General features: G+C 53.5%; 8 protein-coding genes. 6 read left to right on the top strand and 2 right to left on the bottom strand.

Annotation, left to right across the window (positions count from 1 at the left end; genetic code table 11):
- Window positions 1-3: 3 nt before the first annotated feature.
- From B4N58_RS08940 to B4N58_RS08915, 6 genes are all read left to right on the top strand, one after another.
- Window positions 4-1,470, top strand: coding sequence for a cytochrome c3 family protein (locus B4N58_RS08940; RefSeq protein WP_291748353.1), 1,467 nt, complete (start codon window positions 4-6; stop codon window positions 1,468-1,470).
- 104 nt (window positions 1,471-1,574) lie between these two features.
- The gene (locus B4N58_RS08935; protein WP_291748350.1) at window positions 1,575-3,542 is read left to right on the top strand and encodes a heme-binding protein; all 1,968 of its coding nucleotides are present in this window, start codon (window positions 1,575-1,577) and stop codon (window positions 3,540-3,542) included.
- A complete protein-coding gene (locus B4N58_RS08930; RefSeq protein WP_291748347.1) occupies window positions 3,539-5,773 on the top strand; it encodes an SH3 domain-containing protein in 2,235 nt (744 codons plus the stop codon). Before B4N58_RS08935 ends, B4N58_RS08930 begins: the two co-directional genes overlap by 4 nt.
- Window positions 5,774-5,789: 16 nt before the next feature.
- The gene (locus tag B4N58_RS08925) at window positions 5,790-9,689 is read left to right on the top strand and encodes a hypothetical protein (RefSeq protein WP_291748344.1); all 3,900 of its coding nucleotides are present in this window, start codon (window positions 5,790-5,792) and stop codon (window positions 9,687-9,689) included.
- Between the two features lie 3 nt (window positions 9,690-9,692).
- Window positions 9,693-11,042, top strand: a complete 1,350-nt coding sequence (locus B4N58_RS08920; protein WP_291748341.1) for a multiheme c-type cytochrome — start codon at window positions 9,693-9,695, stop codon at window positions 11,040-11,042.
- A gap of 3 nt (window positions 11,043-11,045) precedes the next feature.
- The gene (locus tag B4N58_RS08915) at window positions 11,046-13,508 is read left to right on the top strand and encodes a cyclic nucleotide-binding domain-containing protein (protein WP_008251107.1); all 2,463 of its coding nucleotides are present in this window, start codon (window positions 11,046-11,048) and stop codon (window positions 13,506-13,508) included.
- A 30-nt stretch (window positions 13,509-13,538) separates the two neighbouring features.
- On the opposite strand, the gene B4N58_RS08910 is transcribed toward B4N58_RS08915, so the two are convergent.
- Window positions 13,539-15,803 (bottom strand): CHASE2 domain-containing protein, encoded by a 2,265-nt coding sequence (locus B4N58_RS08910; RefSeq protein WP_291748336.1) that lies wholly within the window; start codon window positions 15,801-15,803, stop codon window positions 13,539-13,541.
- Window positions 15,804-15,816: 13 nt separating this feature from the next.
- Window positions 15,817-17,271, bottom strand: coding sequence for a FecR family protein (locus B4N58_RS08905; protein ID WP_291748332.1), 1,455 nt, complete (start codon window positions 17,269-17,271; stop codon window positions 15,817-15,819).
- Window positions 17,272-17,282 lie beyond the last annotated feature (11 nt).

Here is a 17,282-nt window from a genome sequence, read left to right as displayed (position 1 = left end):
AACATGGCCGAACAAGAAAAAAGCCCGCTTCAACGTGAGCAACAGGCATTACAAAAACCCTTGGGGCTAAAGCGCCCCCTGTCCTGGATATTTTTCGTACCCATTCTCTTTGCGTTCTTTGTTTTGCCTTTAGTGGCCATGCAAGCACCTGAGCTGTTTGGCTTTGAGTCCAAAGGCTCTGACGAAAAAACGCAAACTGTGCCTGCCGACCAATTGCCGGTAAATGCGCACCCAAGCCTTCAAAGTACCCAGGTTTCAAGCACGAGAAACATGACGGCACTGGCACTCGATTCAATCTGGAACCCGGGCCCGTTGGCCTCAGCGCACTCGAATCTGGAAGGCGACTGCCAAGCTTGTCATACCGGTAATTTCTCAAGAGTGAAAGACGAAAGCTGCTTGGTGTGCCACAGCAATATGGGTCTGCATGTGACCGAGCAAACGCTGCCCGACACCTCATTTGAGGAGGGCCGCTGCGCAAGCTGCCATCGAGACCACAAAGGGCGCGAAAGCCTTGCAGAACAAAACAAACATTTTGTGGGCACCGACTGTGCGGCTTGCCATGCAGATATTAAAACTGTGGCACCCAAAACTGAAACATTGGCAGTCAACGACTTTGCCGCAGACAAACACCCGGCATTCAGAATCACAGTGGCTACTGGTCCGGAACCCAGTGATTTGCGCCGAATTCGGATGGTGGCAAACACACCCATTACCGAGAAAACCAGCCTGAAATTCCCCCACGACATTCATCTCGACCCCAAGGGCATTGACAGCCCAAGCAAGAAGGTTGTGATGGAATGCGCCAACTGTCACGAGCCAGCGGACACAGCTACAGGGTTTAAAACACTCAGCATGGAAAGCCACTGCCAGGAATGTCACAAGCTGAGTTTTGAGCCTGCTTTGCCTGATCGACAGGTTCCCCACGGCCCAGTCGATGCAGTGCTGAGCACCGTTGAAGAGTTTTACAGTTATCTGGCACTTCACCCTGAAGAACGGAACAGGGTAAATGCGCAACGCGCTGTTTTACGGGCGCGCCCTGGCGAGAAAGACCCGAATCGATCCAACCTGCGAAACCTGAGCGGAAACCCACGTGCGCAGGCTGCTTTTGCCACAGTGGAGTTGTTTGAGAACACCGCATGTTCGGTATGTCACGAAGTAAAAGCCGTGGATGGTCTGGGCAATACGAAAACCTCTGGCTCCAGAATGCCACAGTACGAGATTGCCGAGATCAATCCTGCCCACCCGTGGATGCCCATGGCCAAATTCGACCACCAGGCACACGCCTTTGAAAGTTGTGACAGTTGTCACAAAGCGGCCAAATCCGAAGAAGCCAGTGATGTACTGATGCCCGCAATTGAAGGTTGTCAAACTTGTCATGCGGGCAGTAAACCCGTGCTCAACAAAGTTCAGTCAGACTGTGGCGTGTGCCACGAATACCATATACATAAAAAAGAAGTGGCAGTGAAGTAATCGCCATTCGACGCAGTAGCTTGAGTAGACAGACCAGCAGTGAACTGGGGACTTTGCAGGCAAGCAAGTCCATTGAAAAACAAAGATGAGCGAGTTAGAAGTCGATGCGCAAACGCACAAATGCCATGACAGGCACAGCAACCCAATTAAAAAGAATGGCCATGGGAGTGGCCGTATGCCTTGCAACACCATTCATCTTGGTGTCTTGCGGTGGCGGGGGTGGCGGTGGAAGCTCGTCCGAGACTAATTTCAATATCGAACCTTTGGGAACACAAAGCCTGTCCATCCCGGAGGTGAACGATATTGTGGCCCGCGCGGTGCAGGCTTCGATCTCCCGCGACGTGCAATCAACCATTGCAATTACAGACCGGGTTGGCAATGTGTTGGCTGTCTATCGGATGACAAACTCCAGCCCGACGGTCATCATCACTAGCGGATTGAGCGGTGCCAATGGCAGAGGCCTCGACGGATTCACACCCGTGCCCAGCGAATTGGCTGCGATTGCGAAAGCAATTACCGGAGCCTACTTGTCTTCGACCGGCAATGCATTTAGCACCCGTACGGCCAGCCAAATTGTTCAGGAATTTTTTCAGCCAGGGGAAACAGGTCAGCCAAGCGGCCCACTTTATGGCGTGCAGTTCAGCCAACTGCCCTGCTCGGACCTTAATGTGTGGCTTTCCCAGAATGCGACTATTGGACCGAAACGATCGCCATTGGGATTGTCGGCCGATCCGGGCGGATTCCCGATTTATCAGGAAGGCCGGGTGGTGGGTGGCATTGGCGTGATTGCATCAACCGATGCCGGTACCCAAGGCGTGTACGGCCTGGACCGTGACATCCTCACCAATGAAGTCGACCTGGAAGAAGAAATCGCGTTTGCCGCATTGCCTGAGGCCTTCCGGGCGCCCGCTCAAATTCGCGCAAATCGTATTACTGCAAACGGTCAGACCTTTCAGTTTTCCAACACCACACCCGCAATGGCTGGCGCCGCGGCGCTGGCTGGGAATGGAAATTTTGTAGCGGTTACCGGCTACAAAGAAGTTGCGGATGTAATCGCGGGCACCTCTTACGGGACCAGTCAATCAGGCTACGTGGCAACCACCGCCCCGGCCTTCAACGGCTTGGATACATTTACCCTGATCACCAACCCCGCGGACAACACATCGGTACGTTTTCCTCCAAGTGCAGGCGGCAATCTGACCCAAACTGAGGTTCAAAATATTCTGGTTGAAGGCATGAAGATTGCCAACCGGGCCCGTGCACAAATTCGCATACCGCTAGGCGCCGCCGCACAAGTTACCGTCAGCGTGGTTGACACCACTGGTCAGGTTTTGGGTTTGGTTCGTTCATCCGATGCACCGATATTTGGCACCGATGTGTCAGTACAAAAAGCGCGCTCTGCGCTCACATTCAGTTCAGCTGAAGCATTGACTGACTTCAATGCAATTGATGCAGGTAACCATGCGGCATTTGCCAACGCAATGAATACGTTTTTCACGCAAACGACAACAGCCTTGAACGGCTCTGCGGCCTACTCAGCGCGGGCAATTGGCAACGTGCACCGCCCCTACTTTCCAGACGGTGAAGTGGGTACCCCAACAGGACCGCTCTCCTCCCCGATCGCACAGTGGAGCCCATTCAACGTTGGCTTTCAACTGAACATTGTGACCAACAAGGTGCTGGGTACCCTCACCGCCACTACACGCGCAGCCAATCAATTTTCACCACCAGCAGCGCTCACCTGTGTAGACGACGCGAATATTCCGGCAGGTCGACAAAACCGCTTTGCAAATGGCATGCAAATATTCCCGGGGGGTTTCCCGATTTACAAGGGCGATGCACTGGTGGGTGCGGTCGGCGTATCCGGTGATGGCGTGGACCAGGATGACATGGTGGGCTACCTGGGCGTGATCAATGGCGCAGCAGCTGTGGGCAGTACCATGCGGCCGTTCCCCTCAACCTTGCTGACCGCGAATGAATTGTCCAATTCAGGCGAATTTTTGAAGTATGTGCAGTGCCCGCAAACTCCGTTCAACAACAGCAGTGAACAAAACGTGTGCCCAACACCATGAACAAGAACAACATCATGCGTTTGAAACCCTTGGCCGTGGGGCTTATCTTGGCCGGTTTGTTGCCCCTGCCCGCAATGGCACAAATTCGGGCAGATATTCGAGGCGAAACAAAGCCCAATTTGGTTACCCAGGTCACGGACACTGTTGAGAAGGTCACCCGAAAAGTAGCGGGCATACCGGACATGGCAGAACTTGAAAACGCCGAACGCCCACTGGTGTTACTGCAGGTTTTCGACAACCGCAGCATTGTGCATGCAAAGCCCAACAAGGAATCTCGCGCAATCGGCGAGTTTTTCAAGGGCCAATTGGTGGATGCGTATGAAGAGAAAGACGGCTGGTACCGGGTTCGTATTCAAGACAGCCTCTTGGGTGGCTTCTTAGGCAGCACCGACGGCTGGGTTCAACAGGGTACCGGCCAATTCGGCGAGCAATCCCTGGGCGTATTCGCGCCCCGCGCTTTTTCCGCCGATGTGCTGCAAGACCAGCCAGGCACTGGCATTCGCCCTTCGAGCACTGCAACACCTGGCCTGGTTCCTCAAACACCGCAGGTACAACGTGCCATTCCGGGCCGAGACACACCAATCGTGCCGCGCGACATTGCAATACCAGTGATCGACCCCAGCCAAGTGCCCCCGCCTTTGCCCAACCTGCCCCGTGAAACCGTGGCAGTGCCGGATCGCTGGCGCATCATGCAGTCACTGGGTTTCAAGTTTCCCTTGTTTGACCCTTACAACCAGAACGTGATCAAGGGCGACCTGCCCGTGTTGCAAAACACACTCGGCCCCGACTGGTTTTTCAACCTGGGTATTATTGCCGACACGCTGTACGAGCAACGCAACTTCCCGGTGCCTGTGCCACCGGCCACATCGAGTACCCCTGGGCAAGCCAATATTTTTGGTGATGGTGAACAATCCATATTTGCCCACAACCTGATCGTGAGTTTGTCGCTGACCAAAGGCAACACCACGTTCAAACCACCAGACTACGAGTTCCGTTTAACACCGGTATTCAACTACACCGATGTGCGGGTGAATGAAGACCGCTTGCTGAAAATTGCATCCTCTTCCGGCGATGTTCGCCGTGAAGGGTTTGTGGGCATTCAGGAAGCATTTGTCGATGTACACCTGCGCAACGTATCCGATCGTTACGATTTCGACAGTTTGCGTGTGGGTATTCAGCCATTCATCAGCGATTTCCGTGGTTTCCTGTTTCAGGATTTGCCCATGGGTATCCGCCTGTTCGGCAACCGCAACAACAACATTTACCAGTACAACATTGGCTACTTCAAGCGGGTTGAAAAAGACACCAACAGCGGTTTGAACGACATTCGGCAAGACTTGCGCGACGATGATTTTTTCGTGGCCAACCTGTATCGGCAAGACTTCCCGTTTTTGGGTTTCACCAGCCAGGTTTCCTACATTCACAACCGCAATGATGAAGACGGTGAGCGTTACTTTGATGCGAACGGATTTCTGGCGCGCCCTTCATCGCTTGGCGATCAAAAACCGTTTGGCTACCACGTGGACTATTTTGGTTTCAGCGGTGACGGCCATTACGGCCGCATGAACATTACCACGTCAACTTATTACGCCACAGGTAAAACGGATCGACACCCGCTCGCCCAGCGCGAGCAAGACATTGATGCATTCTTTCATGCCACGGAATTGTCGCGCGACTTTGACTGGTTCCGCTTGCGTGGCAGTTTCCTGTATGCATCGGGTGATGAAGATCCCTTTGATGGCAAAGCCGAAGGTTTCGATGCAATTTTTGAGAACCCCCAATTTGCAGGGGCCGACACCAGCTTTTTCATCCGTCAAAATATTCCTTTGATCGGCGGCGGTGGAGTGGCTTTGTCAGGCCGAAACGGCGTGTTGCCCTCCCTGCGTTCAAGCAAAGAACAGGGACAATCGAATTTCATCAACCCAGGGCTGTTGTTAGTGGGTATTGGTGCCGATATTGATGTATTGCCCGAGTTGCGTTTGGTGGCCAACCTGAACAAGCTTGAGTTCGACAACACCAATGTGCTGGGCACATTGCGACAACAGCGCCCTCCCTCCACCGACCTGGGCATTGATGCGTCAGTGGGTTTTCAGTACCGACCATTCTTCTCACAAAATATTGTGGTGAACGGGTCGTTCGCCAAACTCTTGCCGGGTAAGGGCTACAAAGAATTGTTTCCGGAAGACAAGGACCCTTACTCCTTTCTGTTTAACGTGATTTTGAGTTTCTAAAGCAGGTTGTTTGTTGATGAATTTGAATACCGCCATTGCTCCTCCAACAAAGCCCGCCAGCAACAATCGCTGGCAGGGCTGGCTGTTTGCATTGGGTTTCGCAGTGGCTGCTGTTTCCACTCCGGGTATCGCCCCGGTGGCTCATGCCGCCAGTGAAAAGCTGCCTGAAAAGAGTTACACCATGGCGCCTGCAGCGCCTGAACGCCAAACGGCGCAACAGGCCTTTGCAAAAACCGAAGGCTGCATGACCTGCCACACACAAACCGATGAACACACCATGCATGCCAACCCTGGCGTGGTATTGGGCTGCACCGATTGCCATGGTGGCGATGCCACCGTGAAATGGAACGGCAAAGAAGACAAGCAAGGCTCATTGGCATACGACCACACCCGCGCTGCGCGTGAAAAAGGCTTTGCACCCGAATACCGTGCTGCGCTGGACAAAGCGCACATTGCGCCACGCAACGAGAAATTCTGGAACTACCCTTCCTCGGCCAACCCAAAACGTTCATATGCCAAGCTGAACAAAGAGCACCCTGCTTACATTCGTTTCATCAACCCGGGCGATTTGCGTGTTGCACGAGAGGCCTGTGGTGCATGTCATTTGCCGGTCATTCAAGCCCAGGAACGAAGCCTGATGAGCACCTCGGCCATGCTGTGGGGCGGTGCGTCTTATAACAACGGAATCTTGCCTTACAAGCGCTACATTCTTGGCGAGGCTTACACGCAAGATGGCCAGCCTGGTTTGCTGAAAAATCCGGTGGAAGCGAGCAATGACCTGTTTGTGCACAAGGGTATTCTGAATGAACTGGCACCCTTGCCCGCCTGGGAAACCACGCCCCCCGGCGACGTGTTCCGTGTGTTTGAACGCGGCGGAAAAGTAATCAACAGCATATTCCCGGAAGTGGGCTTGCCCAACGTGCTGGGTCAAATTCAGCGCCTGGATGAACCGGGGCGGCCCGACATCAAACAATCTAACCGGGGTCCTGGTACGGGCCAGCGAATTGCAGTGCCTTTGATTAACGTGACCAAAACCCGTTTGAACGACCCGCACCTGTGGTTCTTGGGTACCAATGAGCAACCGGGCGATTACCGTTCATCCGGCTGTACAGGTTGCCACACCATTTACACCAACGACCGCGACCCAAAGCACGCAGGCCCCTACGCCAAGTTTGGTCACGATGGCACCACACAAACCATTGACCCAACCATTGCAAAAAATGAAAGCGGCCACCCGGTGAAACATGAATTCACCCGCGCCATTCCAAGTTCGCAGTGCATGGTGTGCCACATGCACCAGCCCAACGTGTTTGTGAACAGCTATTACGGCTACATCATGTGGGACTACGAAAGCGATGCGCCGCACATGTGGCCGGAAAAGCAACGCTACCCCACCGACTCGGAAATGCGTGAAATTCTGGACCGCAACCCCGAAGAAGCGGCGGTGCGTGGCAAGTGGAGCGACCCTGAGTTTCTTAAAAACGTGTCCACACTGAACAGCAAATTGAAAGACACCCAGTTTGCTGATTACCATGGCCACGGCTGGAACTTCCGCGCCGTGTTCAAGCGCAACCGCAAAGGTGCTTTGCTGGATGCCGAGGGCAATATTGTTGCCGACGACGACCCAAAAAAATTCGACAAGGCAGTACACCTAAGCTCCATTCACCTGGACGTGGGTATGCACTGCGTGGACTGCCACTTTGCGCAAGACATGCACGGCAATGGCCACATTTACGGCGAAGTGGCTGCTGCAGTTGAAGTGGATTGTGCCGATTGCCATGGCACTGCCACCAAATACCCCACCTTGCGCACAAGCGGGCCGGCCGCACCACCCCGCGGCAGCGATTTGACCCAATTGCGAACGCAAGACGGGCGTAAGCGTTTCGAGTGGCGCGATGGAAAGCTATACCAGCGCGCGGCACTGGACCCCAACAAAGAATGGGAAATGAGCCTGGTCAAAGACAACATGAACCCGGCCCACCCTGAGTACAACGCCAAAGCAGCACGCGCCAAATTAATGGGTGCAGGCGCAGAGGGTCAGGATGGCAAATGGGGCCCGGGCGTAAAAGAACTGGCGCACGACAACGACAAGATGACCTGCTTTACCTGTCACTTAAGCTGGACCACCAGCTGCGCGGGTTGCCACTTGCCCATTCAAGCCAACTGGAAAACTGAACGCCTGCACTATGAGGGTGGAGAAACCCGGAATTACGCCACCTACAACCCGCAAGTGGCACGCGACGACATGTTCCAGCTGGGCGTACATGGCCCGGTGAAAGGCAACCGCATAGCGCCAATTCGTTCAAGCTCGGCTTTGATTCTGTCGTCCATGAACGCGAACCGCGAGCGTATATACATTCAGCAGCCACCGATTGCCGCCAGTGGTTTTTCCTCGCAGGCTTTTGCACCACACTACCCGCACACCGAGCGCAAGGAAGAAACCAAAACCTGCAGCGATTGCCATTTGTCACGTGAAGATGACAACAACGCCATCATGGCGCAGTTGCTGTTACAGGGCACCAACTTCGTGAACTTCATTGGCTTCAATGCCTGGCTGGGTGGCAGCGAACACATTGCCGCAGTTACTGTGACAGAGTGGGACGAACCCCAGGCCGTGTTGGGCAGTTACCTGCACAAGTATGCCTACCCCGACTATTACCAGAACCACTTGAATCGCAACCGAGAACTGGCCGATACCGTTGTGCCAGCGCTGATGGACCACACCACCAAGGGCGTTGCCAGCTGCCTGCAACTGCGCGGCGAATATGTGTTTGTGGCTGAAGGCAAAGGAGGCTTTCGCGCCTATGATGCAGCCAGTGTGGCCAACAAAGGCTTTGGCCAGCGCGTAATTACTGCGCCCTTTAGCCCGCTAGGTCACGACACCCATGTGGCCACAAAAAACGCCACCTGCATGGCCTTGCCCACCAACCAGCCCATCAACCCCGAGAAAAACCAGGGTGACTTGATGCGCATCACCAATATGGAACAGCCCTTCCACCCCATTTACAACTATGCCTTCATCACCGACAGCGAAGAGGGCTTGATTGCTGTGAATGTAAACACCCTGGCCGACGGTGAACCACGCAACAACTTTTTCGAGCGAGCTGTAACGTGGAATGAAAACGGCGTATTGAACGGCGCCAGCCACATTACCCTGGGTGGACACTATGCCTACATCACCACGCCCAAGGGCCTGGTGTTTGTCGACATCAACAACCCCTTGAAGCCGCGCCACATCACTACCCTGCCCTTGCAGGATGCACGCGCCACAGCGGTTCAATTCCGCTACCTGTTTGCCACCACGGCCAAAGGGCTGGAAGTGATCGACATTACCCACCCCGAGAAACCCGAGCACACCGGCGCAGTGGTGCCATTGGCCGATGCGCAACGGGTTTATTTGGCGCGTACCTACGCCTACGTGGCTGCAAAAAAACAGGGCTTGGTCATCGTAGACATCGAACGCCCGCGCAAGCCCGTGGTGTATCAACAATTTACTGCTGACGGGCAACTGAATGACGCGCATGATGTGGTGGTGGGTTCTACCAATGCATCGCTGTTTGCGTATGTGGCCGACGGTGTGAATGGTTTGAAAGTGTTGCAACTGACATCGCCCGACACGCAGCCCAAATTTTACGGCTTCTCGCCTGCGCCCATGCCGGAATTGATTGCATGGCGTAAAACCCCAAGCGCGGCTTTGTCGGTGTCGAAAGGTTTGGACCGCGATCGTGCCGTGGATGAAACAGGTGGGCAAATTGCCGTGTTTGGCCGCATTGGTTCGCGCCCATTTACCCGCAAGGAAATGGAAGCGTTTTACCTGCGCCCCGATGGCAGATTGTGGACTGTGACCGACAAGGTTGAAAAGGAAAACTACTTGCCCAAGCCCAAAGTCAATTCAGTGGCTTTCAGAAAGGATTAAGCCATGAAAGCAAACGTCTTGAATCGATGCTTCAATCGCCTGTTGCTTGCGCTGGGCACAAGCGTGCTGCTGGCTGCGCCCACAGGCGGTATGGCCCAAACCATGCCACACCAGTCGCAACACCAATCGGTGGGCACAGTGAACTGTGCAAGCAGCACCTGCCACGGCAGCATTGCTGAACGCACGGCGACACCTGTTTTGCAAAACGAATACACCACATGGCTACGTGAAGACCCTCACACACAAGCCTATGCCGTACTAAAAAACGCACAATCGCAACGCATTGCAAAAAACCTGGGGCTTGCCCAACCAGCCCATGAAGCCAAAGTTTGCCTTGATTGCCACAGCCACAATGTGCCGGCCAGCAAGCAAGGCCCGCGGTTTGACAAAAGCGACGGCGTGAACTGCGAGGCCTGCCATGGCCCAGCCGAAAAATGGATTAAAACCCATATTGAACCCAAAGCAAGCCATGCAAAAAACATTGAAAATGGCTTGTACCCCACCAGTGATCCCTATGCTGCTGCCAAGCTGTGCACCAGTTGCCATGTGGGTGATTCAAGCCGCCCCATTACCCACCAAATTATGGGTGCGGGTCACCCACGCATTTCCATTGAAGTAGAAACCTTCATGGCCCTGGAGCCACCTCACTACAAAATTGACAACGATTGGGTGCAGCGCAAAGGCGTTTACGATGCCGGTAAAATTTGGGCAATGGGGCAATTCGCCAGCAGCGCCAATTTGCTGGAATTGATTGCAGACACCAAGCGGAACCGCCAGGGCATCATGCCCGAGCTCATGATGTTCGACTGCCACGCCTGCCATTCACCCATGAGCAAAAAAGACTGGTCCAAAGACCTGGCGCGCAGCCCCGGGCAAGCACGTATTAACAACTCAAGCCTCATCATGGTTCAAGCAATTATTCGTGCGGCTGCGCCACAACACAGCAGCGATATCGGAAAACTGGTGAACCAGTTGCACATTGCAAGTACATCGCCAGCCGCCAACTTCAACGAAGTTGAACGTGCCGCGAATGTACTTCACGCCCAACTCAACACAGTGCGCAAAGTGGTGGCCACCGTGCCGTTTACGGAGCAGGTACTGGAAAAAATCCTGAAGGACCTGGTGAACATGGCAGCCAACAATCAGTACGCTGATTTCGCAGGGGCCGAGCAAGCCTACATGTCGATCAGCAGCGTGGCCAACGGCCTGGCCCGCAAAGGAAATTCGCGCATTGCGCAAACCGTGAATTCAAAAATGGACCGTTTGCTGAAATTACTCAGCAATGATGAGGCCTACGATCGCGAAGCATTCCAATCCGAACTGCTGGCCCTGAAAGCCGCGGTGGGAGCGTAAACCATGCAAGACAATCTCAAACCCATGTTCGCCGAAATACAAGCAGAACTTGATGTCGCCATTGTAGGTTCCGGACCGGCAGGTTTATCCGCTGCTGCACGGGCGCAGCAACTGGGTTGTAAGTATGTGTTGTTTGAATCAGAGAACCACGCATCGGACACAATTTACAAGTACCAAAAGGGCAAGCATGTCATGGCCGAGCCCGGCTTTCTGCCCCTTCGCAGTGGCATGTCATTCGAAGCTGGAAAACGGGAAAGTATTTTGGGTACCTGGGATTCTCAGTTGCTCAATCAAAAAATCAATATTCAGTACAAGAAAACAGTTAGCAAAATAATCAAACTCAATGATGGCGCCGGGCCATTTGAGCTGACCTGTGAGGACGGAAGCACAACCACTGCCCGAACTGTGATTCTGGGGATTGGTTTGCAGGGCAATATACGAAAGATTGGAACCGCTGGTGACGACCTTCCGAATGTTCAATACACCCTGGCTGACCCTGACGAATTCAACAATGAAACGATTATTGTAATTGGCGCGGGTGATGCCGCCATTGAAAACGCCCTGGCCTTGATGAAGAACAACAAGGTGGTATTGATCAACCGCAAAGATGAATTTGCCCGCTGTAAAGAAGGCAATCTGAATCAGATTCTTGCGGCAGACAGGAATGAAGATTTGCGTATCTTCTACAACACCAGTACGAGTGCAGTAGAAGAAATCCCAGAGGCCAAAGAGGGAGAGCCCTCGCTCAACTACCGCTATAAAGGCCCCGAAGGTGAGCAGGCCATGCCAGTTCACCGAATTATTGCCCGTTTGGGGGCGACACCACCCCGCGGCCTGGTAGAAAGCTTCGGGGTGACATTTCCCAACAGTGATCCAAACGCAGTGCCCGCACTGAGTGAAACTTATGAGTCCAATGTGCCGGGCCTGTTCATCGTAGGTGCGCTGGGCGGCTACCCTTTGATCAAGCAGGCGATGAACCAGGGCCATGAAGTCGTTGACTCCATCATGGGCTTGCCGGTGGTTCCCGCAGACGAACCATTGCTGGCTGAGAAATTCAAACCCTTGGGCGATGTTTCAGTCTCGACCGTGCTGGACATGATTCTGGAAAACGTTCCTCTGTTCAACCAGATGACTCGCCTTCAGCTGCGGGAATTCATGCTGGAATCAACACTTCACCAACCCAAGAAAGGTTCTGTCATTTTCCACAAAGGTGACTACACCAGCACTTTCTTTGCGATTGTGCAGGGTGGCGTGGGCATTGAATTGGTGAACAAGGAAGGCAAACCATTCATTCTTAATCTCGACAAAGGCAACTATTTTGGCGAGATGGGTCTGATCTCCGGGCGACGCCGCACAGCCACGGTTTACGCGGGAGAAAACTGCGTATTGATTGAAACGCCTCGCAAAGCCATGTTGAAGCTAATTGCCTCAGTGGATGCAGTGCGACGAACCATCGACGAAACGTTTGTGCGCAGAGCCTTGTCTACACACCTTGCCCCGCAGCTAGAACCCCAGGAAATCGAACAACTGATCGCATCAGGCATCAGTGTGACCCGCTACGTGCGAGGTGAAAAACTGTTCAGTGAAGGCGACAAAACTGACGGCTTGCACCTGATTCGGCGCGGGTCAGTGTCTGTATCCAAGTTGATTGATGATCAAGACTCCGTACTGTCGTATGTATCCGCAGGCAGCTATGTGGGTGAAATTGATTTGGTGAATGGTACGGATCGCCAAACGACATGTACCGCGACGGTACTCACCGAAGTGCTGTTGATTCAAGCAGACGCGGTCATCGACGTGTTGAGCAAAAACAGCAACTGGAAAAAAGCCCTGCAAGCCAAGATTGGCAAACGCGTTCATGATGCGATTTTCCGGGAAAGTACAGCGAAACGTGAAAGCGATTTGATTCATTTTCTGATGAAGCAAGGCTTGGGAGATGCAACCAACGCCTTGATTATCGATGAGAATTTGTGTGTGCATTGTGACAATTGCGAACGTGCATGTGCAGAAACACACGACGGGATACCTCGCCTGGATCGAGACGCTGGCCCCACCTTCCAGAACATTCACCTGGCGCATTCCTGTCGACATTGTGAACAACCACATTGCATGAAAGACTGCCCACCCGATGCCATTCGCCGCAATGAAAAGGGCGAGGTGATGATTGCGGACACCTGTATTGGCTGCGGTAATTGCGCCAAAAACTGCCCCTACAACGCCATTGAATTGCGGGTAAAACCACCCCCCAGAAAAACTGGCTTGTTGTCTTGGTTGCTGTTTGGCTCGGGCGGTCCCCTGGGTGAACGTCCAGTGAAATACGACGCGAATTCCATCAAAAAAGCCTACAAGTGTGACTTATGCCACGGCAAAGATGGCGGCCCAGCTTGTGTTCGTGCATGCCCTACCGGCGCAGCCTTTCGAATTTCACCCGAGGTGTATTTGAACCAGCAAAACGAATTGATCTAAGTCGACCAGATTCAATCAAGTCGATTCGTTTTACTTCGTGTCGAACTGGGTTACACCATCCCAGTTTTCAGGTGGGGAATTCAACTCAAAGTACTCAATACGGTTTTCGTAGAGGGCATGCAAAGTAGGATTCGTCACCAAACTGCCCTGTAATCCATTCAACCGTTCTCGCGCCAACTGCCATTTCTGGGCACGAAACGCGGCCAAAAACTCATCCCATTGCGCCAAGTGGGCCAGGCTGGCTTCAGGCAAAGTGGCGTGCTCGCCCAAAGGTGCATAAATTGAAACAGGCTCGTTCTTGCCCTTTACCTTCACCGCATCCAGCTCTTGAAACACCATACCGGGCACAGCGGCTTTGGTTTGCGGACCAACAATAACGCCCACACCGTAGGTTTTGGTGATGCCCTCCAGCCTCGAACCCAGATTCACAGCATCGCCCATGACGGTGTAAGCCCGGCGAATTTTTGAACCCATGTCGCCCACCCGCATTTGCCCTGTGTTGACACCCACCCCAATGGCCAGCGTGGGCCATTTACGCGCCAACAGCCGCTCGTTCAAACGTACAGCTTCTTCCTGCATGGCCATGGCCGCTTTGGTAGCCAATTCAGCATGTTCAGCGTCGGCAATGGGTGCCCCCCAAAAGGCCATGATGGCGTCACCAATGTATTTGTCCAGCGTGCCTCGGTGGGAGCGAATAATCTCGGACATCACTGTGAGGTATTCATTGATGTACTCACGCAACTCATTGGGCTGAAGCGATTCGGAAATAGTGGTAAAACCACGTACATCCGAAAACAGCACCGTGAGTTCGCGGCTTTCACCTTCCATGGAATAGCGCGTGGGGTCTGAGGCCATTTCAGACACCAATTCGGGGGCCACATACTCTCCGAACAAATCCACCATTTGCCGCTTGCTGCGTGACTCGGCCAAATATCCATAAGCAACGTCGAACATGAATATGGCAAGCACCAGCAACAACACCACCGCCACTGGCAAGACCAGGCCCGCCTGGAAATACAGCACGGAATTGATCGCCACGCTGGCCACCAACACCGCCAGTGCAACCAATAAAGACCAGGTGGCGCTCAGAATGGGCATCATCACACTCAGCACGAAACCCACTGCCAACACCGTAATGAACAACAAACCCTGCGAATACTCGGGTCGAAGTTTGTAAATGCTGTCGAGCATGCCACTGATCACATTGGCATGCACTTCGACCCCCGGGTAGGCCGGGTTCACGGGTGTGCTTCGCAAATCAAGCAGGCCTGGCGCTGTAGTACCGATCAATACAATTCGACCTTCAATGTCCTCGGGCTTCAATGTGCCCGCAAGCACATCGGCCGCTGACACATAACGATAGCCGCCAGCATTCGGACCACCCTTGGCCCGGAAATGAACACGGGTCAACAAGCCACGTTCAACTGGAATGTCCAACTCAACTTCGGGAGACCTCAGGGCAATCAGCTCCACTGCACCATAGTCATCGGGAACACCTTCAGGAAACACAGGTATCACCTGTGGGTTACCCAAGGCTCGCCGCAATGTGCCCAAAGCAAAACTTTGGTAATAAGCATCATTGAATTGAGCAAGCAGAGGAATGGAGCGAACAGTGCCGTCCTCATCCACAATCGGATTGAAATAGCCACCCTCTGCATTTTTCTGCAGCACAGGGATGTTGCCGCCATAGCCCTGCCAGCTGGTGCTGTCCAAGGTCAACTCACCCAACTGGCTTCTCTTGAACAATGCAGGCGGAAGCGCGCCAGACAAAGCTGTTGGGTCCTGATTCAGATAGTACCCCAACACGACAGGCCGGTCGGCCAGAACCTGGGCCAACTGTGCATCTCGATCGAACTGCGCTTGAATTCCGGTTCGCAATTCCTGGAGCTGGCTACCCAGTGCAGGCTTGTTTTCGATGATGCTGTCCAAAGCCAAAAGCGCATCACTTTGCTGAGGTTCGGCAAACACAATATCGAAGCCAACGGAAGCAGCACCCAATCTGTCGGTCAACTCAACAATCAGCTTGGCCACCACATCGCGAGACCATGGCCAACGCCCTACTTCGCTCAGGCTTTGTTCATCAATATCGACAATCACAATACGCGGGTCAAGCTCTGGCAGTTGTGCTTCAGCCCGCAGCCTCACGTCATAAATGAGGTAATCCAGACGCTTTACCACTTCGCTGGGAGCAAAACCCAACACATGCAGCAAAGCCACTGCCGTGAACGAAAAACCCACACCGATGCGAAACGCCTTGCCTGCAATTTTTCGCCAAGACTTGATCAATTTGCTCATGCATCAACTACCATCAAGGCGCGCACTGCGGTGCCGAGAATGGCGGGGCCGACAAGGTGATGTCTTGAACAATCACATCGGGCGGTGCAGTGAGCAATTGCGGGGGCAGATTACTCAGGGTTTGCACAAAGGCACCCTCACCCCGGTTCACCTCAAGCGGCGCCTGATTGGAATTCGTAATGACGATGGTGCCGTCGTTCACGGCAACGAACAATTGCGAACCCTCATCTGAAGAACCACTGCCCTGCGTCAATGACTGAACCGGCGTAGATGACAAGGTTTCAAAGTTTGCAGGTGTTGTTTCAGGCAGCGGGCCGGCATTGGGTACGTTACCCAACACATTGGCCAGGGAATTGATGACCTGAATATTCGTATTGCCCGCTGGAATCACCGCCGATTGCCCTGCATTGATCACTGTATTCAAATTGGCCGATGTGACGATAATTTGCCCGTTGCGAAGTTCAACCGTCAGGTTGGCTCCACCCGAACACACCACCAAACCGCCCGACACTGACGTACATGAAATATCAATGGCCGTGCCCCGAATACCCACCGTCGCAGTTTCAGTAAAAAACTTCACGTTGTTGGGTTCAGCTTTGGCAATTGCGCCAGTGACAGCGCGCACTGCGCCTTTGAGCAACTTGAAGGACGCTACAGAGGTTTGTGGCGAAGCGGGCGCATATCGATAGGCTGCCACTTGCATGGAACTGCCGCCCGGCAAAGTGAGCCGAGTAGAATCGGCCATGCTGACCACGGCAAACCCGCCTTCCGATACATCAATGGTTTCTCCGGCAAACACTGCCGAGCCTTTTTGCAAAGCGCGTCGCTTGCCTTCAACCGACACTGCAAATAATTCGCCAGTCAGTTGGGAAATACGCCCCGCCACATCAGCAGTAGAAGTATTTGTGGCTGTGGCTTTGTCAGACTCGCCCTTGGCCAGGCGAGTACATTCATTGCCTTTGCAAATTCGGGCGGTGAAGTCGGTTCCTCGAATGCCGATGGTGGCTGTTTCGCTTTTCAGTGCAAAAGCATCTGCGCTGCCGCGCTTGCCGATCAAACCAGTGAGAGTACGCAAACCACCTTTCACCAGCTTGAATTCTGCCTTGTCGGCGATGGGATGCTCCGGTTGATACTCGTAGTTTTCAACCACGAAGCGCGTATTTGGACGCAACGCCACTTGCGTGGTATCCACAAACTCCAGCACTGTAGTGCTTTTTGCCTGGGTATTGATGACATCGCCCACATTCAACTTGGTACCTGCACTGGCAAATTTATTTTTGCCTTCCGAAGTTTGCAGATTAACCAAGCCTGTCACTACTTTGATGGTACCTACCACTGCTTTGGCAGGTTGACTTGCCGATTGCCCACCCGTGGGTGCGAGGTCTTTGGGTTGAATATTTTGGGCGAACGCTGTGTTGTTGCCAAAAAAACTCAAGGCTAGCAAGCTGAAGGCCAATAATTTTTGCATGTTGTTGGTCC

The sequence above is a fragment of the Limnobacter sp. UBA3528 genome, assembly GCF_002377005.1.
Taxonomy (GTDB): domain Bacteria; phylum Pseudomonadota; class Gammaproteobacteria; order Burkholderiales; family Burkholderiaceae_B; genus Limnobacter.
Note: the sequence above shows the minus strand (reverse complement) of the source record. Positions and strands in the feature narration are given on the sequence as shown.

Coding starts and splice junctions, on each gene's coding strand:
- B4N58_RS08940 (WP_291748353.1), top strand. CDS start 4: ATGGCCGAACAAGAAAAAAGCCCGCTTCAACGTGAGCAACAGGCATTA.
- B4N58_RS08935 (WP_291748350.1), top strand. CDS start 1,575: ATGCGCAAACGCACAAATGCCATGACAGGCACAGCAACCCAATTAAAA.
- B4N58_RS08930 (WP_291748347.1), top strand. CDS start 3,539: ATGAACAAGAACAACATCATGCGTTTGAAACCCTTGGCCGTGGGGCTT.
- B4N58_RS08925 (WP_291748344.1), top strand. CDS start 5,790: ATGAATTTGAATACCGCCATTGCTCCTCCAACAAAGCCCGCCAGCAAC.
- B4N58_RS08920 (WP_291748341.1), top strand. CDS start 9,693: ATGAAAGCAAACGTCTTGAATCGATGCTTCAATCGCCTGTTGCTTGCG.
- B4N58_RS08915 (WP_008251107.1), top strand. CDS start 11,046: ATGCAAGACAATCTCAAACCCATGTTCGCCGAAATACAAGCAGAACTT.
- B4N58_RS08910 (WP_291748336.1), bottom strand. CDS start 15,803: ATGAGCAAATTGATCAAGTCTTGGCGAAAAATTGCAGGCAAGGCGTTT.
- B4N58_RS08905 (WP_291748332.1), bottom strand. CDS start 17,271: ATGCAAAAATTATTGGCCTTCAGCTTGCTAGCCTTGAGTTTTTTTGGC.